Genomic DNA, 24,355 nt, shown 5'->3' with positions numbered 1-24,355 from the left:
TGTACTAATTCTAAAAAAAGTATAAAGAAAATAAAAATAAAAAAAACCCTTTCAAATCCAATGCTTATTGTATATAATAAGAAGGAAACTGTGACATATAAGCGAAATAAGTAAAAATTTGACGATAAAAGAAGTTTGGAAACGGGATAAGTTAAGCAGGAGGAATTTGTGATGATGATGTCCAATGATATTGGAATTGATTTAGGAACAGCCAGCATTCTGGTTTATATTAAGGGAAAAGGCGTGGTATTAAAAGAGCCGTCTGTAGTGGCCATTGACCGCGATACCAACAAGATCAAAGCCATAGGAGAAGAAGCCAGGCTGATGATCGGAAGAACGCCGGGTAATATTGTGGCAGTAAGACCGCTGCGCCAGGGAGTTATTTCCGATTATACTGTAACAGAAAAGATGCTGAAATATTTTATCAATAAGGCAGTGGGAAAAAAGACCTTAAGAAAGCCGAGAATCAGCGTTTGTATTCCAAGCGGTGCAACTGAGGTGGAGAAAAAGGCAGTAGAGGACGCTACTTACCAGGCAGGAGCCAGGGAAGTGGCTATTATTGAGGAGCCGGTGGCAGCAGCAATTGGAGCCGGAATTGATATTGCAAAGGCTTGCGGAAATATGATCGTGGACATTGGAGGCGGTACTTCTGATATTGCGGTTATTTCTCTTGGAGGAACTGTTGTGAGTACCTCTATTAAGGTTGCCGGCGATGATTTTGACGAGGCTCTGGTGCGCTACATGCGTAAAAAACATAACCTTTTAATCGGTGAGAGAACGGCTGAGGAAATCAAGATCAACATTGGAGCGGCATACAGAAGGCCGGAAGTTCTGACCATGGAGGTTCGCGGACGTAACCTGGTGACCGGTCTGCCAAAGACCATTGTCGTTACTTCTGATGAAACCTTGGACGCTTTAAAAGAGCCTGCCATGCAGATCGTGGATGCCGTTCACAACGTGCTTGAGAGAACTCCACCGGAGCTGGCAGCCGATATTTTTGACCGCGGCATTGTGCTGACCGGAGGCGGTTCCCTTTTAAGCGGACTGGATGCCCTGATTGAAGAGAAGACAGGAATCACCACCATGATCGCAGAAGATCCTTTGACTGCTGTGGCGATTGGTACAGGTAAGTTTATTGAATATATGCACGGCGGAGACAGTAAAACAGAATTTTAACCGAAAGAGCCGCGAAACAAAGCCGGCTCTTGGGTTTACAGGACTGCTTTGGGACAACGCCTTGGCGGAATCGAAGGATTCCGGCAGGGCTTGTTCTGCGGCGGTCCGCTTGTATTTATGCATTTACGGGAGGAACCATGGCGACAGTCTGCGGATTTGTGGAGAAAATCAAATACAGAAATGAGGACAACGGTTATACGGTCTTAAGCCTTGTGGATGAGGGAGAAGAGTACACTCTCGTGGGAAGCTTCCATTACATCAGCGAGGGAGAGATGGTAGAGGCCGTAGGGGCCATGACCGAGCATCCGGTTTACGGAGAACAGATGACGGTGGAAAGCTATGAGATCAAATCTCCGGAGGACACGGCTGCCATGGAGCGGTATTTGGGTTCCGGGGCCATCAAAGGCATTGGTGCGGCTTTGGCCGCCAGAATCATCCGACGCTTTAAGGCCGATACCTTCCGTATTCTGGAGGAGGAGCCGGAGCGGCTTTCTGAGATCAAGGGAATCAGCGAAAAGCTGGCCATGTCCATTTCCCAGCAGGTGGAGGAAAAGAAGGAGATGCGCCAGGCCATGATGTTTCTCCAGAATTACGGCATTTCCATGAATCTGGCGGTGAAGATTTATCAGGAGTACGGGCCGAGGCTTTACGGGGTGCTGAAAGAAAACCCTTACCAGCTTGCCGATGACATTCCCGGCGTGGGCTTTAAAATGGCCGATGAAATCGCCAGAAAAGTGGGGATTTTTACAGACTCGGATTTTCGGATCAAATGCGGCGTTCTCTATACCCTTTTACAGGCTGCCGGAAACGGGCATACGTATCTGCCGGAGGAGGAGCTTTTAGACCATGCTTCGGAGCTCCTTAAGGTGGACAAACAGTCCATAGAAAAGCATCTGATGGATATGCAGCTTGACAAGCGGCTGGTCATACGGGAAACAGAGGGCAGGCGCACCGTTTATTCCTCACAGTATTATTACATGGAATTGAATGTTGCAAAGATGCTTCACGATTTAAATGTCAAGGGAAGTATGGCTGAGGAGGAAATCAGAACAAGGCTTTTAAAGCTTCAGAAGGAAACGGAAATGGAGCTTGATGAAAAGCAGGCTCAGGCGGTGGTGGAGGCGGTTAACAGCGGACTTCTCATCATCACCGGAGGTCCAGGAACCGGAAAGACGACTACCATTAACACCATTATCCGGTTCTTTGAAAGGGAGGAAATGGAAATTCTCCTGGCAGCGCCCACTGGACGGGCGGCAAAGCGGATGACAGAGGCCACAGGATATGAGGCCAGGACCATTCACCGGCTTTTGGAGCTGACCGGAGTCCCTGGGGATGAGCGCTCTGCTCATATGCATTTTGACCGGAATGAAGAAAATCCTCTGGATGCGGATGCTGTGATCATTGACGAGACTTCCATGGTGGATATCCACTTGATGCAGTCCTTACTAAAAGCCATCAATCCGGGGACAAGGCTGATTCTGGTGGGAGATGTGAACCAGCTTCCCAGCGTTGGTCCGGGAAATGTGCTTCGGGACATGATTGATTCCGGAAGCTTTAATGTGGTTATGTTAACTAAGATATTCCGTCAGGCAACACAAAGCGACATTGTGGTCAATGCCCATAAAATAAACGCAGGGGAAGAGGTTCCTCTGGGAAAAAAGAGCAATGACTTTCTTTTTATTAAGCGGGAAGAGCCCAATGCCATCATCAATGCCATGATCACTCTCGTTCAGGATAAGCTTCCTGGTTACGTCAATGCAAAAACGTACGATATCCAGATTCTGACCCCCATGAGAAAAGGGGCCATAGGCGTGGAACGGCTCAACTCCATATTGCAGGAGTATTTAAATCCCCCATCTGAGGAAAAGGCGGAAAAGGAATTGTCTGGAGTCACTTACCGGGTGGGCGATAAGGTCATGCAGATTAAGAACAATTATAATATTGAATGGGTGGTCCAAAACAAATATGGGATTCCTGTTGACAGAGGAACTGGGATATACAATGGGGATATTGGAGTCATCCGGGAAATCAACGGTTTTGCAGAACTGGTGACGGTGGAATTTGACGAAGGAAAAGCTGTGGATTACAGCTTTAAGCAGTTGGAGGAGCTGGAGCTGGCTTATGCCATCACCATTCATAAGTCCCAGGGCAGTGAATATCCGGCAGTGGTTATCCCGGTATTTTCCGGCCCCAGGATGCTGATGACCAGGAATTTAATTTATACTGCGGTGACCCGCGCTAAATCCTGTGTCTGCCTGGTTGGAATGCCGGAGGTGTTTCATGAGATGGCAGGGAATGAAATGGAACAGCGGAGGTATTCCGGGTTGAAGGAGCGGATTCTGGAAATCAGCCTGCTGGATTAGGTGGGAGAAGCGAGATTTCCGGGCTTTTTGTTATTTACGTAGATTCTTTGGGCAGACAAGGGATGTGAGTCTGCCCATACCATATTTTATGTCTTTTTGTTTCTCTGTCTTTTTCTTACTGTAAACCTTCTCTTTTTTCAGCTTTATTGTTCTTGTGTTTTCTATTTCTGTCTTTTCTATTTTTGCAGCTATCGTCCTGCCCCTTTCATCTTGCAGTTATCGTCCTGCAACTTTCCTTTTGCCACTTTTATCTTGTAACTTTCATCTTTTTTATAATATTTCTTTTTCAATTTTTCACTTCAAGGAGATTTCTTCTATATGTATCTTTCATTTTTCATTGATTTATTATTTCCCAGACGATGCCCTGTCTGTGACGGGATTGTTATGCCTAAAAACAAGCTGATTTGCCAGGAATGCATGAAACGCCTGTCCTTTGTAAAGGACCCGGTCTGCAAAAAGTGCGGAAAGGAAATCATAAGTGATCAAGCGGAATACTGCCTCGACTGCGTCCGCCATAAACGTACCTTTGAATACGGAAGGGCCCTCATAAACTACGATGAAAATGCAGGGCGTTCCATGGCTAAGATAAAGTATAAGAATAAACGTGAATACCTGGACTTTTACGGGGACGCCATATGCGCCAGATATGAAAAGCTGATCCGGCGCATGGAAGCGGAAGTTCTGGTGCCTGTTCCGGTCCACCCCTCCAGAATGAGGGAAAGGGGCTATAATCAGGCGGAAATTTTAGCCCGCCGGATGGGAAAACGTCTTGAAATTCCGGTTTATCCTCAGATGCTGATGAGAAATAAAAAGACAATGCCTCAGAAAGGGCTTGATCCTTCCGGGCGGCTTAAGAATCTGGAGGAGGCGTTTGGAATAGGAAAAATTCTGCCGGGAGTGAAGACAGTGATCCTGGTGGATGACATTTATACCACAGGAAGCACCATAGAGGCATGCACCCGCGCGTTAAAAAAAGCGGGAGTGAAAAATGTTTATTTCCTTGCGATTTGTATTGGACGGGGACAATAGATTGATGTATGATATGGTTATGAAATTCGTTGAAACCAGGAGGAAGACATGATAATCAGAACTGCGAAAGAAAATGATATGCCGGCGCTGCTGGATATTTATAATTATGAGGTAGAATACGGACTGGCCACCTTTGACTTAAACCCGAAAACCATGGAAGAACGGATGGAGTGGTTTAAGGCGCATAATGTCGGAAATCATCCCCTGATCGTGGCGGAGGAAGACGGAAAAGCCGTGGGCTATGCCAGCCTTTCTTCTTACCGGGACAAGGAGGCGTATGCGGCTACGGTGGAGCTGTCTGTTTATATTGATAAAGATTACAGGCGCAGGGGAATTGCAGGAGCGCTGTCCTCTGCCATTTTGGACATGGCAAAGGAGAGGGATGACATTCATACAGTCGTTTCCGTTATAACAGGGGGAAATGAAGCCAGCCTCCGCCTTCATGAAACACTTGGATTCGTCCACTGCGGGACTATCAGGGAAGTGGGCGTGAAGTTTGGGAAGCTGCTGGATATTGAAAATTATCAGATGATGGTATAGCCTGTGATTTCATACAGGCTTATTTTCTGAAATGGGAAGCAGAAAGGAGGTTGACGGATGGACCAATACTACACATCAGGCCAGTTTGCCAAAAAAGCCAATGTCTCCATACGAACCGTCCGCTATTACGACAAGCAGGGCTTGTTAAAGCCGTCGGGAATGAGCGAAGGGGGATACCGGCTGTACACGGATTCTGATTTTGCAAAGCTCCAGAAGATTCTTTCTTTAAAATACTTAGGCTTTTCCTTAGATGAAATCCGCTCCATCACCATCAATGACGATGACAACGATTATGTGGAGGAGTCTCTCCGCCTTCAGTTAAACCTCATAAGAAAACGGATCGAACATTTGAAGCTGGTAGAGCAGACACTTACGGAAACCTCAAGGCTGGTCAATGAGAATCAGTCTGTGGACTGGAATAAAATTCTTCACTTAATCCATATTACCAATATGGAGCGGTCCCTTGTGGAACAGTATAAGGATGCGGCCAATTTGAGCATCCGCATCGGCCTTCATAAGAAATACACCAAAAACCCAACCAGTTGGTTTCAATGGTTATATGAACTTATGGAACCGCTGGACGGCAAAAGTGTCCTTGAACTGGGCTGCGGAAATGGGGAACTGTGGTACGCTAACGGCTATCGGATTCCGTCTGATGCGAGAATCTGTTTATCTGATGTATCGAAAGGGATGGTCCGGGATGTGGAGGAGCGCTTAAAGACAATTCCCGGCAGCTTTTCCTTTGAGGCCTTTGACTGCCGCCGGATTCAAAAACCGGAAGAAAGCTTTGATACTGCCGTTGCAAACCATGTGCTGTTTTATGTAAATAGCCTGGATTCTGCCCTGAAAGAGGTTCATAGAATCCTAAAGCCCGGAGGCACATTTTTCTGCAGTACCTACGGTCCGGATCATATGAAGGAAATCAGCCAGCTTGTAAAGGAGTTTGACTCCAGAATCGCCCTTTCCGAGGTGAATCTATACGACGTATTCGGCCTTGAAAACGGAGAAGAGATTTTAAAGTCCTGCTTCCGGTCTGTGGAAAAAAGGGTATTTCAGGATCATTTGGAGGTCCGGGATGGAGGGGCTCTCCTGGAATACATCTTATCGTGCCACGGAAACCAGCAGGAATACTTGAGTGACCGCTATGATGAATTCCGTGAGTTTCTGGAAAAAAAGATGGAGAAGAAGGGATTTATTCACATTACAAAGCAGGCGGGAGCATTTATCTGCATAAAATAGCATAAAAAACACATAAAAAAATATAAAACACTTGACAGTGACCTTACGTCACCCTGTATGATGGTAAAAAGAAATCATGCTTAACGATGATATGGAGGAGGAACAAATGAAGGGAATCATTCTTGCCGGAGGCTCCGGCACCAGACTTTACCCATTGACTATGGTAACTTCCAAACAGTTACTGCCCATTTATGACAAACCTATGATCTATTATCCCCTTTCTGTTTTGATGAGTGCGGGAATACGGGATATTCTGATCATATCCACCCCAGAGGATACGCCCCGGTTTGAGGCCCTTTTAGGAAGCGGAGCCCAGTTTGGCATCCAGTTGTCCTATGCGGTTCAGCCCTCACCGGATGGACTTGCCCAGGCGTTCATCATTGGCGCGGACTTTATCGGAGATGACAGCGTAGCCATGATCCTTGGCGACAACATCTTTGCCGGCCATGGTCTGAACAAGCGGCTTTTAAATGCGGCAAACAAAAAAGAAGGTGCAACCGTATTCGGATATTACGTGGATGATCCGGAGCGTTTTGGAATTGTAGAGTTTGATTCCGAGGGAAAGGCCATTTCTATAGAAGAAAAACCGGCTGAACCTAAGAGCAATTACTGTGTGACCGGCCTTTATTTCTACGACAACAAGGTGGTGGAATACGCTAAGAACTTAAAGCCTTCACCGAGAGGGGAACTGGAAATCACGGATTTGAACCGCATTTATCTGGAAGCCGGCGTTCTGGAAGTGGAGCTTTTAGGACAGGGCTTTACGTGGCTTGATACGGGAACGCATGAATCCCTGGTGGATGCCACTGAGTTTGTCCGCACAGTGGAGACACACCAGCACAGGAAGATTGCCTGCCTGGAGGAGATCGCATATTTAAATCACTGGATCACCAGGGATCAGCTTATGGAAAGCATTGAACCTTTGAAGAAGAACCAGTACGGACAGTATTTGATGGATGTCCTTGCAGGAAAATATATTGACAAATTACACGGATAAAGGAGAATATATATGAAAATCATTGTTACCGGCGGAGCCGGATTTATCGGCGGAAATTTCGTACATCACATGGTGAACAAGTATCCCCAGTACCAGATCATCAACCTGGATTTATTGACCTATGCAGGAAACTTGGAGACTTTAAAGCCTGTTGAGGATATGCCTAATTACAAATTTGTAAAGGGCGATATCGCTGACCGCACCTTTGTTTTCGACCTTTTTGAAAAGGAAAAGCCGGACATGGTGGTGAACTTTGCAGCAGAAAGCCATGTGGACCGTTCCATTACCGATCCGGGAGCATTTGTGAGAACCAATGTCATGGGAACCACCACCCTGCTTGATGCCTGCCGCACCTATGGAATCAAGCGGTATCATCAGGTATCCACCGATGAAGTATACGGAGACCTGCCGTTGGACCGCCCTGACTTATTCTTTACAGAGGAAACTCCCCTTCATACGTCAAGCCCTTACTCCTCTTCCAAGGCCAGCGCAGACCTTTTCGTTCTGGCATACCAGAGGACCTACGGACTTCCGGTGACCGTTTCCAGATGTTCCAATAACTACGGCCCATATCATTTCCCGGAGAAGCTGATTCCCCTGATCATCAGCCGCGCTCTGGCAGATGAGGACCTTCCCGTATACGGAACCGGAGAAAATGTCAGAGACTGGCTTCACGTTTCCGATCACTGCGAGGCCATTGACTTAATCATCCACAAGGGTGAAGTGGGCGAGGTCTACAACGTAGGCGGACACAATGAGCGCACCAATTTAGAGGTGGTAAAAACCATTTTAAAGGCCCTGGACAAGCCGGAGAGCTTGATCAAGTTCGTGACAGACCGTCCGGGACATGACAGACGCTACGCCATTGACCCGAAGAAGCTGGAAACAGAGCTTGGCTGGAAGCCGAAATACAACTTTGATACAGGAATCGCCCAGACCATCCAGTGGTATCTGGATAACGAAGACTGGTGGAAGCATATCGTTAACGGAGAGTACCAGAATTATTTTGACAACATGTACGGAAAGTCTCTGGCATAATTTTTCCGTAACAGTTTACGGAGATGCCCGCAAACTTTTTAATCAGGAAGAAAAGAGGCAGCTATGAAAGTATTGGTAACTGGCGTAAAGGGCCAGCTTGGATTTGATGTGGTAAATGAACTGGAAAAACGGGGGCATGAGACCATCGGTGTGGATATCGAAGAGATGGACATTACCGATGAAGAGAGCGTAAACAGAGTCATAAGAGAAGCTGCTCCTGACAGTGTGATCCACTGTGCGGCTTATACCGCAGTGGATGCGGCTGAGGACAATGAAGAGCTGTGTGAACGGGTCAATGCGACGGGCACGGAATACATTGCCAGAGTTTGCCGTGATCTGGACATCAAGATGATGTACATCAGCACGGATTACGTATTTAACGGCCAGGGAACGCGTCCCTGGGAGCCGGATGATGAGAGAGAGCCTTTGAGTGTCTACGGCCGTACCAAATACCAGGGAGAGCTGGCAGTGGAAGAGAATTTGACCAAATACTTCATCGTGCGCATTGCCTGGGTGTTTGGAGTGAATGGAAAGAACTTTATAAAGACCATGTTAAATCTGGGAAAAGCCCATGATAAACTGACCGTGGTTGCCGATCAGACAGGTTCTCCTACCTATACCTATGATCTGGCCCGCCTTCTGGTGGATATGATTGAAACGGACAAATACGGACGTTACCATGCCACCAATGAAGGGCTGTGCACCTGGTATGAGTTCGCCTGCGAGATATTTAAACAGGCAGGCATGGATGTAAAGGTGGAGCCGGTGGGTTCCGACCAGTATCCTGCAAAGGCGAAGCGCCCCTCAAACAGCCGCATGAACAAGGACAAGCTGGAGGAAAACGGCTTTGAACGCCTGCCATCCTGGCAGGATGCGCTGAAACGGTATCTGGAGGTTATATCCGTCTGATTGTCAATAGGAGGAGATATGGAAATAGGGATCAATGACTACTGGGAACCGGATCATTTCAGGGCCCTGAGCGAAGACAATTACAATATCTCCAGGTCCGGTGAATACGAAAAAAATGAAATGCATCACATCCATTCCGCAAGTGAAATCCTGTTTGTGGAAGAGGGGTCTGCGGAATATTACGTCAGCGGAAAGAAATATCTTCTGGAAAAGGGAGATATTATGGTAATCGGAGGGCAGGAGCATCACCAGAGGAGGCTCCTGACCCTTCCTTTCTTAAGGTACGGGCTGTCGGTCAGACCCGCTTATTACGAGAGCTTAAATCTTGGGGAAGATTTGAAAAAGGTCTTTTCCACCCCCGCGCCCCAGGCCCATGAGGCCCATTATAAGCATGTGGATGAGCACGTATTTAACCGCATCATCACACTGTTAAAGGAACTTTATGGGGAACAGGATGTTCATCAGCCCTTCCGTTCCATGATGGAGCGGTCGGTCATCACGGAAATTGCCATCCTGATGTTTCGGGTATTTAAGCTGGAGCGGACAGAAAGCGAACTGTCTGAAATGAACCTGCGGATGAGGGCCATTAAGGACCACATTGATGGGCATTATCAGGAAAACCTAGATTTAAAGGTGCTGAGTGAGCTTTTTTATCTCCATCCGGCCACCATCAGCAAGGAGTTTAACAAGTATTTCGGCAAAAATCTGGTGAAATACATAAATGCCGTCCGAATCTGCGAGGCGGCAAAACTGCTTGAAAACACCAATGAAACCGTCACGGAGATTGCCGCAACGTGCGGGTATGACAGCGTGAATACATTTTTGAGACAATTTAAGTCCGTTATGGAAACCACCCCTTTGCAGTACCGGAAATCCATTCTGGAATGGTTTGAAAGAAGCAAGGGAGACCCGCAGAGGCCGTGAGAGATTACGGCCTTTTTTTATGTCATGGGGACAATGACAAAGTTGTAACAAATATACATATATTGATTCTTTTTGAAGAGAAAAATTATCGTTTACGATTTTAAATTCCATAGGAGAGCTGGATGAAAAGAAAAAAGGAAGAGAAACCTCCTCATACATAATTAAAAAATGGTGATAATTGACTAAAATCTATGCAGAATAAACAGGGAGAATGAGCTATGATGAAATCACCCAAGGAAATTAACCAATCATCATGAACGGAGGAAAACAGCTATGAGAAAAAGAGTTCTCGCATTATTTTTTTCAGCCCTTATGGCTATGTCAGCAGTAACAGGCTGCGGCTCAGGTGCAGCAAAGAGTGAAACAACAGCGGCTGCAAAAGGATCAGAAGGCGGAGAATCAAGCGCCGCAGACAAAGGAGCAGAGGGAGAAAAGGTAACCCTCACAGTCTTTGACGGATATGCAGGAGAGGACCCCCACGGCCAGTATATTTATAAGTATGCCGAGGAGTACATGGCAGCAAATCCAAATGTGACCATCGAGGTGCAGGCAGTCAGCACCAACGACATCTACACAAAGCTTTCCGCTATGGCAGCCACACCCGATGATGTGCCGACCATTTTCTTCACATCAGCAGACGCAGTGGCAACCCTTCACGACTTGGGCTTGACAGCAGACATCAGCAAGCTTGTGCCGGAAGATCTAAAATCCGCTTTTGCTAACGGCGTTGTAGAGTCCTGTATGCTGGGCGAGGAAATGTCCTACTTCCCGGTAGCTGTTCAGCCGACAGCCGTTATTTACCGTACGGACCGTTTCAAAGAAGCAGGCCTGGAGACTCCAAAGACCTGGGAAGAATTTGTAGAGACTGCAAAGGCACTTACAAAGGACACCAATGGCGACGGACAGATGGACGAGTGGGGATTTGACATGGTTGGTTCCAACAACTCCTCAGGACAGAGCCGTTTCATGGCATACTTATGGTCAAACGGAATTGAGTGTGTGACCGAAGACAACGGAAAATGGGCAACTGACATCACAGAAGATCAGAAGTTCATGGATGCATTCTCCAGATGGACCAACATGAATGTGGAAGGCATCGTTCCTACCGGTATCACAGAAGTGGATTACCCCACAGCAGCCAATTATTTTGCAATGGGCTATGCCAGCATGTTCTTAACAGGACCGAACGCTCTCGGCGTGGCTTATGCCAACAACCCTGACTTAAAAGGCAACTTAGGCTCCTTTAAAATGCCTGGCGATTTCCCAGGAACCATGCTTGGAACAGAAGGCTATGCAGTCAGCGCCCATGCTACCGATGCAGAGAAGGAAGCTGCTATCGACTACTTGAGATTCTTTGTAGAGCATGACAAGGACATGCAGTTCTGGCAGAGCAGCGGAAAGATTCCGGCTACCGCAGAAGGCCAGAAGGCAGAGTACGTATCCGGAGAAGATTATGCAGGATACTTACAGCAGATCGCAGACGGATGCCGCCCAACTGTTAAGTTTGCCGGTGTCAGCGGCTTAAAGAGCGCTCTTGGAAACGCATACGCTTCCGTATTCTCCAATGAGAAATCAAACGAAGAAGCGGTGAAGACCCTGATCAGCGATATCAATGAGTTATTAGAAGATTACAACTAACGGCAAAAATGAGGGAGGAGAATTCCTCCCTCAAAAAATTAAGAAGGGAGTAAGATGAAGGTTATGAGCAAAGATGGAACTGTACGAGTCAAAGTGAAATCCCAGAGACAGGGATATTACTTTACCCTGCCGATTGTGGTTATGTTAGCCTCCCTTATTATCTATCCTATGATTTACGGGTTCTATATCAGCTTTTTCAATACGAACCTTGTTACAAAATGGAACTTTGTCGGACTTAAGTATTATACGGCGGCATTTCAGGAAGCGGCCTTTTACCAGTCTGTTCTGCTGACCGCCTGGTTCATGGTATTAGTGGTGGGCGGGCATTTTCTCCTGGGCTTTATTCTCGCCAGCATGCTGAACAAGGAATTCAAGGGAAGAACGGTTTTCCGTGTGATCTTCATGCTGCCCTGGTTTTTTCCGGAGGCAGTGGTGGCTCTTTTGTTCACCTGGATCATGAACCCCATGTACGGAATTTTAAACAGCGTGCTCAAAGGCGCCGGGCTCATCTCCACCAATGTATCCTGGCTGGGAAGCAAGGAGCTGGCGTTTCCGGCAGTGGTCTTTGTCTGCATATGGAAGGGCTTTCCTCTGGTCATGACCATGATCCTGGCCGGACTTCAAAGCATATCAAAGGACTATTACGAGGCAGCGGAAATCGACGGAGCCAGCAAATGGGCTCAGTTTAAATACATCACGATTCCGGCTTTAAAGCCCATTTTGACCACGGTTTTGATTCTGGACAGCGTGTGGTGGTTTAAGCAGTACACCCTGGTTTACACCATGACAGCAGGCGGTCCGGGAACAGCCACTAATTTAATCAGCTTGAGCATCTATGGTACGGCATTTAATGACTTGAGATTCGGAAAGGCTTCTGCCTGGGGAATCCTGGTATTTTTCATTTGCTATTTGATCAGTCTGGTGAGTAAGGCGGTGACGAGAGATGATGAGTAGAACAAAAAAGAAACGAAACAGCATGATTTTCAATTATGTGGTTTTGGTCATTATGGCTTCCTTTATTGTGGTTCCGGTTTTGTGGATGATATCCACGGCTTTTAAAACAGAGCCTCAGACGTATTATCCCCAGCCCAAATGGATTCCGGACCCATTTTCCCTGGATTCCTTCCATAAGTTTTTCAATACGTATAACTTTGGGCGCATGACCATGAACAGCTTAATCGTATGCCTTTCCGCCATGGTGATCTGTGTGGCCTTCGCCTGTCTGGCAGGGTATGGAGTGACCAGATTTAAGTTTAAGGGAAAAAAACAGCTTATGAGCTTTCTTCTTATTACACAGATGTTTCCAAGCGTCATGCTGGTGGTGCCATTTTACGCGGTGCTTTCCAGATATAAGCTTGTCAACACCTTGTTCGGTCTGGTGATCGTATATGCCGCTACCAACATCGCATTCAGCACCTGGATGATCGTGTCCTATTTCCGGACCATTCCCTTAGAGCTTGACGAGGCGGCCAGAGTGGATGGGGCTTCCAGCTTCCGGATTTTCTGGAACATCATCCTTCCCCTGATCGTGCCCGGAATTGCGGCGGTAGCCATGTTTGTATTATTTAATGGATGGAATGAATACATGTATTCTTCTGTTCTCGTGTCAAAGGACAATTTAAAAACCCTGACCGTAGGAATCATTTCCTTAAATTCCCAGTATCAGATCAAGTGGAATGATTTAATGGCGGCATCCAGCATATCCAGCCTTCCTCTGGTGGTTTTATTTGTGAGCTTCCAGAAGTATTTCATCGCTGGAATGACGGGAGGAGCTGTAAAAAGCTAATTTGCATAAAGTACGATTTACGGAGGTAATAAAGATGGATAACATAAAAATCCAGGACATTAAAGTGTTTGTGACAGCTCCAAGAAACATCAATCTGGTGGTTGTAAAAGTGGAGACGACGGAGCCGGAGTTATACGGCTACGGTTGCGCCACTTTCACATGGAGGCATAAGGCGGTGGTGACTGCCATTGAGGAATATTTGCGTCCCATGCTGAAGGGACATCCGGTTGATGACATCGAAGGAATCTGGCAGATGATGATGGGCAGCTCCTACTGGAGAAACGGGCCTGTGCTGAATAACGCCATTTCCGGCGTGGACGAAGCGCTGTGGGATATCAAGGGAAAACGTGCAGGAATGCCTCTTTACAGCCTGTTAGGCGGAAAGTGCAGGGAAGGTCTGGCCGTTTACCGCCATGCCGACGGAAAGTCCATCGAAGAGGTGGAGGAGTGCATCCGCGGCTACATGGATGAGGGCTACCGCTATATCCGGTGCCATATGGGAACTTACGGCGGAAACTTTGACGGCAGCATTCAGCGCATGGTGAAGCCGGAAAATGCCCCCGGCGGAGCTTATTTCCATCCCAGGATGTATATGGACAGCGTTTACAAGCTGTTTGACCGTGTGAGAACGGATATCGGCTGGGGAGTGGAGCTGATGCACGACGTTCATGAGCGCCTCACCCTTTCTGAGACTTTGGAATTTGCCAAGGAAATGGAGCAGTACAAGCTGTTCTTTCTGGAGGATTCCCTCGCTCCGGAGCATGTGGAGTTCTTTAAAACCCTCCGGTATCACACCACCCTTCCGCTGGCTATGGGAGAGCTGTTTACCAATCCTAATGAGTGGAAGACCATCATCCAGAATCAGTGGATCGACTTCATCCGGGTTCATTTAAGCGACATCGGAGGCCTCACTCCAGCCAGAAAGCTGGCTCATTTCAGCGAGGCTTACGGAGTGCGGACTGCATGGCACGGACCCAATGACTTATCTCCTATTGGAATGGCCGTTCAGATGCATCTGGATTTAAACAGCCATAATTTTGGAATACAGGAGTTCTCCGGCTTCACCAAAGAGGAGCAGGAAGTATTCCCAGGCTGTCCTGAGGTGAGGGACGGATATGCCTATGTCAATGACCAGCCGGGCATTGGCGTTGGATTTGATGAAAAGGCGGCAGAGAAGTATCCTGCGGTGGATATGGACCATAGCTGGCTGTTTTCACGGCTTCCTGACGGAACGGCTGTGAGGCCATAATAGATATGTGAATGGGAAAAGGCGGACTGATTCAGATGGACAGTCCGCCTTTTTCTGGTTTGAGTTAACATAACCATCCGTTTCTGTATTGAGCAATTACACTGTCTGTGATATACTTTTAATGTACAAAACTTTATTGCGGTGACTGAATGATATATGAAAAGCTGATCAGTCTTACGTTCCATCACAAAGGCCGGGTAAGAGACAATGAATAAAATTATTGGCAATTTGGGTTATATTTTTATTATATCAGGAATGGTAATTGCGGAAAAGCATTCAACCAATGCATCCTGGATAGCTGTCATCAGATCTCAGTTTTGGGAAATAATTTTTGTTATAATTGTCGCCATTATTGCAGAAGCTGTGGCAAAGGCTTACCAGGAACATAAGAAAAAACATTGAAAGCACATATACACATATAAAGAGACGCTGATTTGCTTGAGAAAGAAATCAACGCCTTTTTTCATTGTTTCCTGATAAATGGAGTCTGTTCTGTTACGGTAATATCTTCCCTGCCGCCATATACAGGGAATACCATTCCTCCCTGGTCAGTTCAAAGTCAGCTCCCTTGCAGATGCTGTTTAACCGCTCTGCACTGGTAGTTCCCACAATGGCCTGAATGCGGGCCGGATGCCGTAATATCCATGCTGCAGCAACGGCAGAATTGTCCGCACCGTATTTTTCAGCAAGCCTGTTCAGTTCCTTATTCAATTCCGGGAATTTCTCATTATCCAGGAATACTTCTTTAAAAACGCTGCTTATGAAGGGGGACCAGGCCTGAACCGTAATATCCTTTAACCGGCAGTATTCCAAAATTCCGCCGGCCACATCGTAGCCATTCTGGTTTATCATATTTACATTGATGCCGGAATCAATAATCCCGGTGTGTCCAAGGCCGAACTGAAGCTGGTTGATGATCACTTTATCATTACAATATTTATTTAACAGTTCAATCTGATAAGAATTGTGATTACTCACACCGAAATACCGCACCTTTCCCTGTCTCTCCAAAGTAGAGAACGCCTCAGCCACTTCCTCCGGTTCCATCAGCGCATCGGGCCTGTGAAGCAGCAGAAAGTCCACATAATCGGTTTTTAAGCGTTTTAAGCTGCCGTCTACGGAGTTTAAAATGTGCTCTTTGGAAAAATCATAGCAGCATCGGGGCCTGATGGCGCATTTTGTCTGCAAAATCATTTTTTCCCTGATTGCAGGATTCATGGTGATGGCTTCTGCAAAAAAGGACTCTGCTTCTCCCCTCGCGTAAATGTCGGCGTGGTCAAAAAAGTTGACGCCGTTTTCCATGGCTGTTTTGATCAATGCTTCCGCTTCTTTTTTATCCCGCCCTGTAATTCTCATGCAGCCAAGTCCGATTGCGGGAATCTTGATTTTGCCTTTTTTAAGTTCTATCTGCTTCATAATCATTACCTCATTTTCTTTGTTATGGATTTACAAAAGACCGTCATGAATAATATTATACTCCGTGTGCCTGCCGTGGTACAAGAAGAATAAGGGGATTTGAGGAGCAAAAATCCTGCTGTCTCATCTTGCAATTTTCCTGCTCCCATGGTATAATACAAAAATGCCGTAAAGACGATAGTTTTTCATAAAAAAAGATTGACGAATCCTGGCCTGTGTGTTATATTTATTGGGCGAATGGAAGAGCTAGGTCTTTTTTTTATGCTCAAAATTGTTTGACGCAAAGAGGAAGACTCAAAACACAACAACGAAAATTTAAGTGGAGGTGGAAGTCGTGCGCACAAAAATCACACTGGCATGTACTGAATGCAAACAGCGTAACTATAACATGACCAAAGATAAGAAGACTCATCCGGACAGAATGGAAACCAAGAAGTACTGCAGATTCTGTAAGAGCCATACCATGCACAAGGAAACAAAGTAATCGGTTTGTAAAGGACGTGAAATTATGGGAGATACAGTGAACAACGAAGGTGCTCGGAAGAAAAGCTTTTTCAGAGGTTTAAAGGCCGAGTTTTCCAAAATCATTTGGCCTTCCAAAGAAACCGTAATGAAGCAGACTGCTGCAGTTATGTCAGCATCGGTTGCTTTAGGACTGATTATTGCGATTCTTGATCTGGTCATCGGATTTGGTCTCAGTTCTATCTTAGGGTTGAGGTGAGTTTATGTCAGAAGCAAATTGGTATGTAGTCCATACCTATTCAGGTTATGAGAACAAAGTAAAAGTCGACATTGAGAAGACCATCGAAAACAGAGGTCTGCAGGAGCAGATCCTGGAGGTGTCGGTTCCCCTGGAATCTGTCATTGAGATTAAAAATGGCATTGAGAAAAAGGCCGATAAGAAGATGTTCCCCGGCTACGTACTGATCCACATGATCATGAACGATGAGACATGGTATGTGGTGCGTAACACCCGCGGGGTGACAGGCTTTGTAGGCCCTGGATCAAAACCGGTTCCTCTGACAGAAGAAGAGATGGATAAGCTCGGCTTCCGGAATGAGGAGATCATTGTAGGCTTTGAAGTGGGAGATACCGTTGTGGTAACTTCCGGTGCATGGAAAGATACCGTTGGTGCCATCAAGTCCATCAACGAAGGTAAGAAAACCATCACCATGAGTGTTGAGATGTTCGGCCGTGAGACACCGGTAGAACTGAATTTCATCGAAGTGAAAAAGATGTAACAAGTAAAAGCGGCTTATATTCATATAAGCTCGTGGGAGGGAAATCCCCGACAATACCACATTTATTAGGAGGTGCCTTATTATGGCAAAGAAAGTAACAGGATATATCAAATTGCAGATCCCGGCAGGAAAGGCTACACCAGCTCCTCCTGTAGGTCCGGCACTTGGACAGCATGGTGTAAACATTGTACAGTTTACAAAGGAGTTCAACGCAAGAACAGCAGATCAGGTAGATATGATCATTCCGGTCGTTATCACTGTTTATGCAGACAGAAGCTTCAGCTTCATCACCAAGACTCCTCCGGCTGCTGTATTATTAAAGAAGGCTTGCAAGCTTAAATCCGGCTCTGCAGTACCGAATAAGACAAAGGTAGCTACCATTTCCAAAGCTGAACTGCAGAAGATTGCAGAACTGAAAATGCCAGATTTAAATGCTGCATCCGTTGAGGCTGCTATGAGCATGATCGCTGGTACAGCAAGAAGCATGGGAATTACTGTAGAGGCATAAATTTAGCCGTTCGATGAGCCCCATGGTGAATCGAACTTCCTTTAAAAGATGTTTAAGAACGTGGGAGGGAAAATCCCCGACAATACCACTAGGAGGTTATTTAGAATGAAAAGAGGAAAAAGATACGCAGAGGCAGCAAAGACAGTAGATCGTTCTGTTCTCTACGATGCACCGGCAGCAATCTCTTTAGTAAAGACCAATGCAAGTGCTAAATTTAACGAAACCATTGAAGCTCATATCAGAACCGGTTGTGACGGCCGTCACGCTGACCAGCAGATCCGTGGTGCAGTTGTACTTCCTCACGGAACAGGTAAGACTGTAAAGATCTTAGTTTTCGCAAAGGGAGCTAAGGCTGATGAGGCACAGGCTGCAGGCGCAGATTACGTTGGAGCTGAGGAACTGATTCCGAAGATCCAGAACGAAGGCTGGCTGGATTTTGATGTAGTTGTTGCTACACCGGACATGATGGGTGTTGTAGGCCGTTTAGGACGTGTCCTGGGACCAAAGGGCTTAATGCCAAACCCCAAAGCCGGAACTGTTACCATGGACGTAGCAAAGGCAATCGACGACATCAAAGCTGGTAAGGTTGAGTACAGACTTGATAAAACAAATATTATCCACGTGCCAGTTGGAAAAGCTTCTTTCACAGAAGAACAGTTAGCGGACAACTTCCAGACGCTTGTTGATGCAATCGTCAAAGCAAAACCAAGTACAGTTAAGGGCGCTTATTTAAAGAGCGTTACCCTGGCTTCCACAATGGGACCTGGCGTAAAGCTGAACGTAGCGAAGTTAATGAACTAATTTTGTTTTGTGGTTGACATGAATTATAAATGATGTTATAATATTTCAGTATTAACTGCCGAAGACAGCAGGTGCCGCAAGGCATAAGGTGCAAACGCCTGCCGAGGAATGTACAAGAATCATTTTTTAAAATGAATTTGTAGACCTCTCTGTCCTTTGGGCAGAGGGGTTTTTTATGTCTGATTCCCTTGCAGTTTATACGAGCAGGCTTTGCGGGAAACTGCAGGCTTAGACTAAACAGGAGGTAAACCATAATGGCAAAAGTTGAATTAAAACAGCCGATCGTAAGCGAAATCAAGGACTTACTGGATGGCGCTGAGACAGCCGTAGTTGTAGACTACCGCGGTATCACAGTTGCTCAGGATACAGAGCTTCGTAAGAAATTGAGAGATGCTGGTGTTACTTATAAAGTATATAAAAACACCATGATCCGTTTCGCAGCGAAAGACACTGCATTTGAGGCTTTAGATCCAAGCCTGGAAGGACCTACAGCACTCGCTGTATCCAAGACAGATGCAACAGCTCCGGCAAGAATCCTGGCTGAATTCGCTAAGACAGCTCCGGCTTTAGAGATTAAGGGCGGTGTTGTGGAAGGCGCTTATTATGACGCAAAGGCAATGGGACAGATCGCCAGCATTCCTTCCAGAGAAATCCTTCTCGGAAGATTACTGGGCAGCATCCAGTCTCCTATCACAAACTTTGCACGCGTACTCAAGCAGATCGCAGACGGTCAGGGCGGAGAAGCAGCAGAGGCATAATTTTCTTAAAAAAATCAAACATATCAAATACGGAGGTATATTATCATGGCAAAGTTAACAACAGCTGAGTTTATTGAAGCGATCAAAGAGTTATCTGTATTAGAATTAAACGAATTAGTAAAGGCTTGCGAGGAAGAGTTCGGTGTATCCGCAGCAGCAGGCGTAGTAGTTGCAGCAGCAGGTCCTGCAGTAGCTGAAGAAGAGAAGACTGAGTTCGACGTTGAATTAACAGAGGTTGGTCCTAACAAGGTTAAAGTTATCAAGGTTGTTCGTGAAGCTACAGGCTTAGGCTTAAAGGAAGCTAAAGACGTAGTTGACGGCGCTCCTAAGGTAGTTAAGGCTGGCGCTTCCAAGGAAGAAGCTGAGCAGATCAAGGCTTCCTTAGAGGCTGAAGGCGCAAAAGTTACTTTAAAGTAATTTTTCTTTGTCTGTACGGACAGGGTTCTGCTTTTTCAGGAAAGCAGGACCCTGTTTTTTCCATATGCGGCCTTCCAATTTCGCGGAAGAAATCATGCGGAGAAATAACAGAATAGTCTTGACAATTCTGTGTATTTGGGTTAGAATGAATGAGTATTATCGAATGGAGTTATGATTTCACATATTTTTGTAAGTCATTATTTTCGGATGATGATTTACAAAAATATGTGATTTTTGTTTCAGGCGATATAACAAATAATTTTTATTTATTTCAGGAGGTACACGTTATGAACAACGGTACAGTAAAGTGGTTTAATGGAGCTAAAGGATATGGTTTTATCGTAAATGACGCAACAGGCGAGGAAGTTTTCGTACATTTCTCCGGTATCGTTGCTGACGGTTACAAGACTCTGGAAGAAGGCCAGAAAGTAACTTACGAGACAACAGAAGGAAATCGTGGTCTGCAGGCAGTTAACGTTTGCATGGCTTAATTGAATCTTTGATTTGCAGGAAGGGCTGTCCCCATTTTCAGAATGGAGGGCAGCCCTTCTTGCTGTTCTGGCTTTCTGAAACGGGGAACGAGGGGAGAAGAAAAAACACGGAAGTTTTGGTTTTATTTTTGGGAAACGGCCCATAGATTAAATAATAATGGCAGAAAGCAGGGCTTATTCATGAGTGGGATCAGATGGAAAATCGCTTGTCTTTTGTTTGTTCTGGCACTGGATGTTGTTTTCCTTAAGGGAATGTACCATTCTTATGTGCAGGCAAAGGATACTTTGTTTATTCCTGTAAATGGGGATTCAGAGGAGATTGATGAAGTGCGGAGGCAGTTTTCCGGAGATAAGCAGATTGCACTGACCTTTGATGACGGACCTGACCCTGTCTACACGCCTAAGCTTTTAGAGGGGCTTAAGGCGAGAGGGGTTCATGCCACCTTCTTCCTACTGGGAGAGAATGTAGAGGGCAAGGAGGCCATTGTAAAGCAGATGTACCAGGATGGCCATCTGATCGGCAGCCATGGCTACAGCCACGTCCAGATGAGCAAGGAGACCATTAAAACAGCCTGTGAGCAGATCGAAGAGAACAACAGAAAGATTGAAGCCATCATCGGGAAACGGCCTCAGTATCTGCGCCCGCCTTACGGTTCCTGGACGGAGGAGCTGGAGTGCAGCATTGACATGACGGTGGTGATGTGGGATATCGATCCTCTCGACTGGAAAGCCCAAAACGCCAGAAAGGTGGTACGGCATATCGTAAAGAATGTGGAGCCGGGAGACATCATCCTCCTTCACGATGTGTATCCCACGTCCGTAGAGGCTGCTCTGGAGGCCATTGATACCCTGATTAAGCAGGGATACACCTTTGTTACAGTGGATGAGCTGCTGGTGGACTGAGAGGGCTCTACGGGGCAAAAACAGCTCCTGTTCCATGGGAATGCGCTTTTGCAATTCCCATGGAACAGGAGCTTATATTTTGTTTATGATTTTGTTTCAGTGTCTTCTTTTTTCTTTGGGGTAACAGAACTCATTCCAATGACCTTATTTACCGGCATTGCAAAACATATTCCGTGTACGGGAGATTTCCAGCCTGCTTTTTCCTTGATTGCATGCATGATATGTTTTGCTGTGGGGATATCGGTAATCGTCAGAATGATTTCTTTTTCAGAGTCTACGGTGATGCCCATAAACGACTCATGCTGCGCACCTTCGCCTCTCGCATTTATTATAGTAGCACCGTTTGCGCCTTCCGCCCTTACGATATCCATAATAGCTTCCGTAAAGCCGGCATTGACTATAATAAAAAGTGCTTTCATTTGATCACAACCATCCATTGGGTTTGTTTCCTCCTGGTAAAATAAAAGTTAAAATGACATGCCTGAAATAGGCAGGGTAAAGGCTATGCCGCTGTTGGGCTGGCCAAAGTGAAATTCATCCAGCAGCATAGTAAATATAGCATCCGCTTTTTCTTTTGGCAATACGGAAGTCATAATAATCTTGTTTTCTTCGGGAACAAGACCCAGCATATCCAAAAGATAATTGGGCTTTACGGTTCCTTTTCCGTATACCGTATTGACAACCCGGCAGTCAATGCTGCATATTCTTTCCAGTATTGCATCTTTTTGCTTTCTTCCGGCAATCAATATCAGAAATTCAATATTATCAATTGCTTGATTGTTCATAGGCATCCTCCTGTAAGCCGGAGCTTTCTTCTATATTATATTCGTCGTCGTCGTTCATGTCGTCCGTGTAATCCGGGCTGTCTTCTTCCAGATCACCGGCATACATGGACAGCTCTTCAAACTCTTTCGTCTCATGCTCTTTGTTCAGTTCTAATGTCTTCTTGACCTTAGCTTCATAAATGATTCCAAGGAGCTGAACTGCAATGAGAGGAGTTACTGAGATAAATGCAATGATACCAAATCCGTTTGTCAGCACAGACTGGGCCTTGGAACCTGCCGACATGGCAACAGCCTGGGCCGTGCCCAGAGTGAGCGGTGTCAGAAAGGCCGATGTCAGCGCACCGCCTGTTACGCCTCCTGAATCGAAGGCCAGCCCCACAAAAAGAGAAGATGTATACCGCATCATAATGATGGATAAGAAATAGAGCGGGACCAAGAACCACAGAATATTGATCTGGGTTAAAATTTTCAGCATGGAAAGCAGGGAGGCAAATCCGATTCCAAGTGCCAGGGTGATCCGGATCGTCATTTTCTGGATATGGCCGTTGGTTATTTCCTCAAGCTGTTCTCCTAAGACCGTTACCGCCGGTTCCGATAAGGTTATGGCCGCTCCTAAGACAAATCCCAGGGGCAGAAGGAGCCATTTAAACCAATCGGGGCGGGAAGTCTCCAAGAATACCTCGCCGATGTACTTTGCTGCAAATGCAAAGCCGTAATCAATTCCCGATAAGAAGATGAGCAGACCTGCGTAAACGGGTATGATGCCCAGCATCATCTTGATAAACTGCTTTTTCGGGAACTTGAGGAAAAGCTGGAACGGTAAGAAAACGATAACAATGGGGAATAAAGCCAGAGCCACACCGGAAATATTGGAAATTACGATGTCGGTAAAGCTCTCTGCCGCCCCCGGATCATAGAGCCCTGCAGGAGGAATAACTCCGTCGTGCTTGATGCTGAGAATGATGCCGTAAATAAATACCGCCATGATGGGGCCTACGGAAGCAATTCCAATGATTCCAAAGGTGTCATCATTGGTCTTATGCTTTGACATGGTCGCTGAAATACCGATGCCCAGGGCCAGGATGAATGGGACTGAAATATCTCCGGTAGTAGCGCCGCTTCCGTCAAATGCCAGGGCCACGAATTCTTCCGGGACCAGGATTACGGTCAAAAATACCATGGTATAAAGTACTGCGAATATGACCTTGATATTTAAGTCCTTAATGATACGGAATAAGGCGAAGCCTACGAATATCCCCACTCCTGAGCTTAAGACCCATACAAAAACAGTTCTGTTGACTTCCTCCATAATCATGTGAGTCTGCTGTGCTAAAACTGCCAGAGCCGGTTCCGCTACTGTGGCAAGAATTCCGAATAAAACGCCGAAAAAGATGATGAAAATTCCCTTTTTAAATTTGATTAAGGAGCTGCCTACGATTTTTCCGATGGGAAGGATACTGGAATCCAATCCAACCAGGAAAAAGGCCTGACCGAACACAACGCTGGCATAACCTAAAGTCAGCTTAACATAATCAGAGGGGTTTTTCATGGGCGCTATAAAGACACAAACCAGAACAATAATGATTACCAGAGGAATCGAGGATAAAAATACTTCTTTTAGTGTTCTTAATGTTTTCATACTTATTATTGTAAAGGAAAAGAACGAAAAATGCAAGGTTTAAATGGCATTAAATAGCGTCAATTTCTCTTCCGGGGTCAAATGGTCAGAATAAATCTTATGTAAATCAAGGGAAGGCTCTAAAAATGGAACTCCTGACGGATGAGATTTTCCGCATATTCTTCCACGGCTTTCTCGATTTTCCGGTAAGTTTCCAGCACTTCCCTGCCTTTTTCCGTCAAACGGGTTCCGCCTCTTTCACTTCCCCCTTTTTCAGAAATGACCACAGGAAATCCCAGCTCCTCCTCCAGGGTCCGGACCATCCGGATGGCTTTTGGATAGGAGATTCCTGTATATTCTGTCGCTTTTTTGATAGATTTATGCATTTCAATGGCATCCAGCATTTCTTTCACGCCTTTTCCCATGAAAATTTTATTTTTACCGATTCTCACTCTCGTCACTACACGCATAGTTAATCACCTCAGTTTTACTATAACAAAGGTTTCGGGCCAATAGCAAGGAGAATGTG

At 46.0% G+C, this 24,355-nt stretch carries 28 protein-coding genes and 1 other annotated feature; of the genes, 23 read left to right on the top strand and 5 right to left on the bottom strand.

Going from position 1 to position 24,355, the window contains the following annotated elements:
• Positions 1-171: 171 nt before the first annotated feature.
• The 14 genes from QM657_RS04720 to QM657_RS04655 all read left to right on the top strand — a co-directional run bounded on the left by QM657_RS04720 (position 172) and on the right by QM657_RS04655 (position 15,290).
• A complete protein-coding gene (locus tag QM657_RS04720) occupies positions 172-1,176 on the top strand; it encodes a rod shape-determining protein (RefSeq protein WP_415065397.1) in 1,005 nt (334 codons plus the stop codon).
• Between the two features lie 137 nt (positions 1,177-1,313).
• Complete coding sequence (locus QM657_RS04715) at positions 1,314-3,539, top strand: ATP-dependent RecD-like DNA helicase (RefSeq protein WP_415065396.1); 2,226 nt, start codon at positions 1,314-1,316, stop codon at positions 3,537-3,539.
• Between the two features lie 318 nt (positions 3,540-3,857).
• Positions 3,858-4,568 carry a double zinc ribbon domain-containing protein gene (locus tag QM657_RS04710; RefSeq protein WP_415065395.1) on the top strand — a complete coding sequence of 237 codons (711 nt, stop codon included), beginning with the start codon at positions 3,858-3,860 and terminating at the stop codon, positions 4,566-4,568.
• A 48-nt stretch (positions 4,569-4,616) separates the two neighbouring features.
• Positions 4,617-5,108, top strand: coding sequence for a GNAT family N-acetyltransferase (locus QM657_RS04705; protein WP_415065394.1), 492 nt, complete (start codon positions 4,617-4,619; stop codon positions 5,106-5,108).
• A gap of 57 nt (positions 5,109-5,165) precedes the next feature.
• The gene (locus QM657_RS04700) at positions 5,166-6,347 is read left to right on the top strand and encodes a MerR family transcriptional regulator (protein WP_415065393.1); all 1,182 of its coding nucleotides are present in this window, start codon (positions 5,166-5,168) and stop codon (positions 6,345-6,347) included.
• Positions 6,348-6,453: 106 nt separating this feature from the next.
• Entirely contained in the window at positions 6,454-7,344 is an 891-nt protein-coding gene (rfbA, locus tag QM657_RS04695) for a glucose-1-phosphate thymidylyltransferase RfbA (RefSeq protein WP_415065392.1), read from the top strand.
• Between the two features lie 12 nt (positions 7,345-7,356).
• Positions 7,357-8,382 carry a dTDP-glucose 4,6-dehydratase gene (rfbB, locus tag QM657_RS04690; RefSeq protein WP_415065391.1) on the top strand — a complete coding sequence of 342 codons (1,026 nt, stop codon included), beginning with the start codon at positions 7,357-7,359 and terminating at the stop codon, positions 8,380-8,382.
• 63 nt (positions 8,383-8,445) lie between these two features.
• Positions 8,446-9,291, top strand: coding sequence for a dTDP-4-dehydrorhamnose reductase (gene rfbD / locus QM657_RS04685; RefSeq protein ID WP_415065390.1), 846 nt, complete (start codon positions 8,446-8,448; stop codon positions 9,289-9,291).
• A gap of 18 nt (positions 9,292-9,309) precedes the next feature.
• Positions 9,310-10,215: an AraC family transcriptional regulator gene (locus QM657_RS04680; RefSeq protein ID WP_415065389.1), complete on the top strand. Its 906-nt coding sequence runs from the start codon at positions 9,310-9,312 to the stop codon at positions 10,213-10,215.
• Positions 10,216-10,488: 273 nt separating this feature from the next.
• Entirely contained in the window at positions 10,489-11,853 is a 1,365-nt protein-coding gene (locus tag QM657_RS04675) for an ABC transporter substrate-binding protein (protein ID WP_415065387.1), read from the top strand.
• 54 nt (positions 11,854-11,907) lie between these two features.
• Positions 11,908-12,807 (top strand): carbohydrate ABC transporter permease, encoded by a 900-nt coding sequence (locus tag QM657_RS04670; RefSeq protein WP_415065386.1) that lies wholly within the window; start codon positions 11,908-11,910, stop codon positions 12,805-12,807.
• Positions 12,797-13,639 (top strand): carbohydrate ABC transporter permease, encoded by an 843-nt coding sequence (locus QM657_RS04665; RefSeq protein ID WP_415065385.1) that lies wholly within the window; start codon positions 12,797-12,799, stop codon positions 13,637-13,639. Before QM657_RS04670 ends, QM657_RS04665 begins: the two co-directional genes overlap by 11 nt.
• A gap of 34 nt (positions 13,640-13,673) precedes the next feature.
• The gene (locus QM657_RS04660; protein ID WP_415065384.1) at positions 13,674-14,888 is read left to right on the top strand and encodes an enolase C-terminal domain-like protein; all 1,215 of its coding nucleotides are present in this window, start codon (positions 13,674-13,676) and stop codon (positions 14,886-14,888) included.
• Positions 14,889-15,095: 207 nt separating this feature from the next.
• Positions 15,096-15,290 (top strand): hypothetical protein, encoded by a 195-nt coding sequence (locus QM657_RS04655; protein ID WP_415065383.1) that lies wholly within the window; start codon positions 15,096-15,098, stop codon positions 15,288-15,290.
• 93 nt (positions 15,291-15,383) lie between these two features.
• On the opposite strand, the gene QM657_RS04650 is transcribed toward QM657_RS04655, so the two are convergent.
• Entirely contained in the window at positions 15,384-16,304 is a 921-nt protein-coding gene (locus tag QM657_RS04650) for an aldo/keto reductase (RefSeq protein ID WP_415065382.1), read from the bottom strand.
• Positions 16,305-16,638: 334 nt separating this feature from the next.
• Here QM657_RS04650 and rpmG point away from each other — a divergent pair, with 334 nt between their 5' ends.
• From rpmG to QM657_RS04605, 9 genes are all read left to right on the top strand, one after another.
• Positions 16,639-16,788 (top strand): 50S ribosomal protein L33, encoded by a 150-nt coding sequence (rpmG, locus tag QM657_RS04645; protein ID WP_013271142.1) that lies wholly within the window; start codon positions 16,639-16,641, stop codon positions 16,786-16,788.
• Positions 16,789-16,812: 24 nt separating this feature from the next.
• Complete coding sequence (gene secE, locus QM657_RS04640; RefSeq protein WP_415065381.1) at positions 16,813-17,025, top strand: preprotein translocase subunit SecE; 213 nt, start codon at positions 16,813-16,815, stop codon at positions 17,023-17,025.
• Between the two features lie 4 nt (positions 17,026-17,029).
• Positions 17,030-17,545 (top strand): transcription termination/antitermination protein NusG, encoded by a 516-nt coding sequence (gene nusG / locus QM657_RS04635; RefSeq protein ID WP_415065380.1) that lies wholly within the window; start codon positions 17,030-17,032, stop codon positions 17,543-17,545.
• Positions 17,546-17,627: 82 nt separating this feature from the next.
• Positions 17,628-18,053 carry a 50S ribosomal protein L11 gene (gene rplK, locus QM657_RS04630; protein WP_415065379.1) on the top strand — a complete coding sequence of 142 codons (426 nt, stop codon included), beginning with the start codon at positions 17,628-17,630 and terminating at the stop codon, positions 18,051-18,053.
• A gap of 105 nt (positions 18,054-18,158) precedes the next feature.
• Entirely contained in the window at positions 18,159-18,854 is a 696-nt protein-coding gene (gene rplA / locus QM657_RS04625; RefSeq protein ID WP_415065378.1) for a 50S ribosomal protein L1, read from the top strand.
• A 40-nt stretch (positions 18,855-18,894) separates the two neighbouring features.
• Positions 18,895-19,038, top strand: a sequence feature (ribosomal protein L10 leader region).
• 70 nt (positions 19,039-19,108) lie between these two features.
• On the top strand, positions 19,109-19,612 hold the full coding sequence (gene rplJ / locus QM657_RS04620; protein ID WP_415065377.1) for a 50S ribosomal protein L10: 504 nt from the start codon (positions 19,109-19,111) through the stop codon (positions 19,610-19,612).
• A gap of 45 nt (positions 19,613-19,657) precedes the next feature.
• Positions 19,658-20,029, top strand: coding sequence for a 50S ribosomal protein L7/L12 (gene rplL, locus QM657_RS04615; RefSeq protein WP_415065376.1), 372 nt, complete (start codon positions 19,658-19,660; stop codon positions 20,027-20,029).
• Between the two features lie 287 nt (positions 20,030-20,316).
• A complete protein-coding gene (locus QM657_RS04610) occupies positions 20,317-20,520 on the top strand; it encodes a cold-shock protein (RefSeq protein WP_013271149.1) in 204 nt (67 codons plus the stop codon).
• A gap of 180 nt (positions 20,521-20,700) precedes the next feature.
• Entirely contained in the window at positions 20,701-21,423 is a 723-nt protein-coding gene (locus QM657_RS04605) for a polysaccharide deacetylase family protein (protein ID WP_415065375.1), read from the top strand.
• Positions 21,424-21,506: 83 nt separating this feature from the next.
• Here QM657_RS04605 and QM657_RS04600 read toward each other — a convergent pair whose 3' ends face one another.
• From QM657_RS04600 to QM657_RS04585, 4 genes are all read right to left on the bottom strand, one after another.
• Positions 21,507-21,860, bottom strand: coding sequence for a P-II family nitrogen regulator (locus QM657_RS04600; protein ID WP_415065374.1), 354 nt, complete (start codon positions 21,858-21,860; stop codon positions 21,507-21,509).
• A 30-nt stretch (positions 21,861-21,890) separates the two neighbouring features.
• The gene (locus tag QM657_RS04595; protein WP_415065373.1) at positions 21,891-22,208 is read right to left on the bottom strand and encodes a hypothetical protein; all 318 of its coding nucleotides are present in this window, start codon (positions 22,206-22,208) and stop codon (positions 21,891-21,893) included.
• Positions 22,189-23,847: a DUF1538 domain-containing protein gene (locus tag QM657_RS04590; protein WP_415065372.1), complete on the bottom strand. Its 1,659-nt coding sequence runs from the start codon at positions 23,845-23,847 to the stop codon at positions 22,189-22,191. The genes QM657_RS04595 and QM657_RS04590 overlap by 20 nt, the downstream gene beginning before the upstream one ends.
• A gap of 119 nt (positions 23,848-23,966) precedes the next feature.
• On the bottom strand, positions 23,967-24,296 hold the full coding sequence (locus tag QM657_RS04585; protein WP_415065371.1) for a winged helix-turn-helix domain-containing protein: 330 nt from the start codon (positions 24,294-24,296) through the stop codon (positions 23,967-23,969).
• Positions 24,297-24,355: the final 59 nt, after the last annotated feature.

It is taken from the genome of Lacrimispora sp. (assembly GCF_047605665.1).
Classification (GTDB): domain Bacteria; phylum Bacillota; class Clostridia; order Lachnospirales; family Lachnospiraceae; genus Lacrimispora.
Note: the sequence above shows the minus strand (reverse complement) of the source record. Positions and strands in the feature narration are given on the sequence as shown.

What these genes read in the sequence shown, in the direction of transcription:
- QM657_RS04720 (WP_415065397.1), top strand. Translation starts at nt 172, where the DNA reads ATGATGATGTCCAATGATATTGGAATTGATTTAGGAACAGCCAGCATT.
- QM657_RS04715 (WP_415065396.1), top strand. Translation starts at nt 1,314, where the DNA reads ATGGCGACAGTCTGCGGATTTGTGGAGAAAATCAAATACAGAAATGAG.
- QM657_RS04710 (WP_415065395.1), top strand. Translation starts at nt 3,858, where the DNA reads ATGTATCTTTCATTTTTCATTGATTTATTATTTCCCAGACGATGCCCT.
- QM657_RS04705 (WP_415065394.1), top strand. Translation starts at nt 4,617, where the DNA reads ATGATAATCAGAACTGCGAAAGAAAATGATATGCCGGCGCTGCTGGAT.
- QM657_RS04700 (WP_415065393.1), top strand. Translation starts at nt 5,166, where the DNA reads ATGGACCAATACTACACATCAGGCCAGTTTGCCAAAAAAGCCAATGTC.
- rfbA (WP_415065392.1), top strand. Translation starts at nt 6,454, where the DNA reads ATGAAGGGAATCATTCTTGCCGGAGGCTCCGGCACCAGACTTTACCCA.
- rfbB (WP_415065391.1), top strand. Translation starts at nt 7,357, where the DNA reads ATGAAAATCATTGTTACCGGCGGAGCCGGATTTATCGGCGGAAATTTC.
- rfbD (WP_415065390.1), top strand. Translation starts at nt 8,446, where the DNA reads ATGAAAGTATTGGTAACTGGCGTAAAGGGCCAGCTTGGATTTGATGTG.
- QM657_RS04680 (WP_415065389.1), top strand. Translation starts at nt 9,310, where the DNA reads ATGGAAATAGGGATCAATGACTACTGGGAACCGGATCATTTCAGGGCC.
- QM657_RS04675 (WP_415065387.1), top strand. Translation starts at nt 10,489, where the DNA reads ATGAGAAAAAGAGTTCTCGCATTATTTTTTTCAGCCCTTATGGCTATG.
- QM657_RS04670 (WP_415065386.1), top strand. Translation starts at nt 11,908, where the DNA reads ATGAAGGTTATGAGCAAAGATGGAACTGTACGAGTCAAAGTGAAATCC.
- QM657_RS04665 (WP_415065385.1), top strand. Translation starts at nt 12,797, where the DNA reads ATGATGAGTAGAACAAAAAAGAAACGAAACAGCATGATTTTCAATTAT.
- QM657_RS04660 (WP_415065384.1), top strand. Translation starts at nt 13,674, where the DNA reads ATGGATAACATAAAAATCCAGGACATTAAAGTGTTTGTGACAGCTCCA.
- QM657_RS04655 (WP_415065383.1), top strand. Translation starts at nt 15,096, where the DNA reads ATGAATAAAATTATTGGCAATTTGGGTTATATTTTTATTATATCAGGA.
- QM657_RS04650 (WP_415065382.1), bottom strand. Translation starts at nt 16,304, where the DNA reads ATGAAGCAGATAGAACTTAAAAAAGGCAAAATCAAGATTCCCGCAATC.
- secE (WP_415065381.1), top strand. Translation starts at nt 16,813, where the DNA reads ATGGGAGATACAGTGAACAACGAAGGTGCTCGGAAGAAAAGCTTTTTC.
- nusG (WP_415065380.1), top strand. Translation starts at nt 17,030, where the DNA reads ATGTCAGAAGCAAATTGGTATGTAGTCCATACCTATTCAGGTTATGAG.
- rplK (WP_415065379.1), top strand. Translation starts at nt 17,628, where the DNA reads ATGGCAAAGAAAGTAACAGGATATATCAAATTGCAGATCCCGGCAGGA.
- rplA (WP_415065378.1), top strand. Translation starts at nt 18,159, where the DNA reads ATGAAAAGAGGAAAAAGATACGCAGAGGCAGCAAAGACAGTAGATCGT.
- rplJ (WP_415065377.1), top strand. Translation starts at nt 19,109, where the DNA reads ATGGCAAAAGTTGAATTAAAACAGCCGATCGTAAGCGAAATCAAGGAC.
- rplL (WP_415065376.1), top strand. Translation starts at nt 19,658, where the DNA reads ATGGCAAAGTTAACAACAGCTGAGTTTATTGAAGCGATCAAAGAGTTA.
- QM657_RS04610 (WP_013271149.1), top strand. Translation starts at nt 20,317, where the DNA reads ATGAACAACGGTACAGTAAAGTGGTTTAATGGAGCTAAAGGATATGGT.
- QM657_RS04605 (WP_415065375.1), top strand. Translation starts at nt 20,701, where the DNA reads ATGAGTGGGATCAGATGGAAAATCGCTTGTCTTTTGTTTGTTCTGGCA.
- QM657_RS04600 (WP_415065374.1), bottom strand. Translation starts at nt 21,860, where the DNA reads ATGGATGGTTGTGATCAAATGAAAGCACTTTTTATTATAGTCAATGCC.
- QM657_RS04595 (WP_415065373.1), bottom strand. Translation starts at nt 22,208, where the DNA reads ATGAACAATCAAGCAATTGATAATATTGAATTTCTGATATTGATTGCC.
- QM657_RS04590 (WP_415065372.1), bottom strand. Translation starts at nt 23,847, where the DNA reads ATGAAAACATTAAGAACACTAAAAGAAGTATTTTTATCCTCGATTCCT.
- QM657_RS04585 (WP_415065371.1), bottom strand. Translation starts at nt 24,296, where the DNA reads ATGCGTGTAGTGACGAGAGTGAGAATCGGTAAAAATAAAATTTTCATG.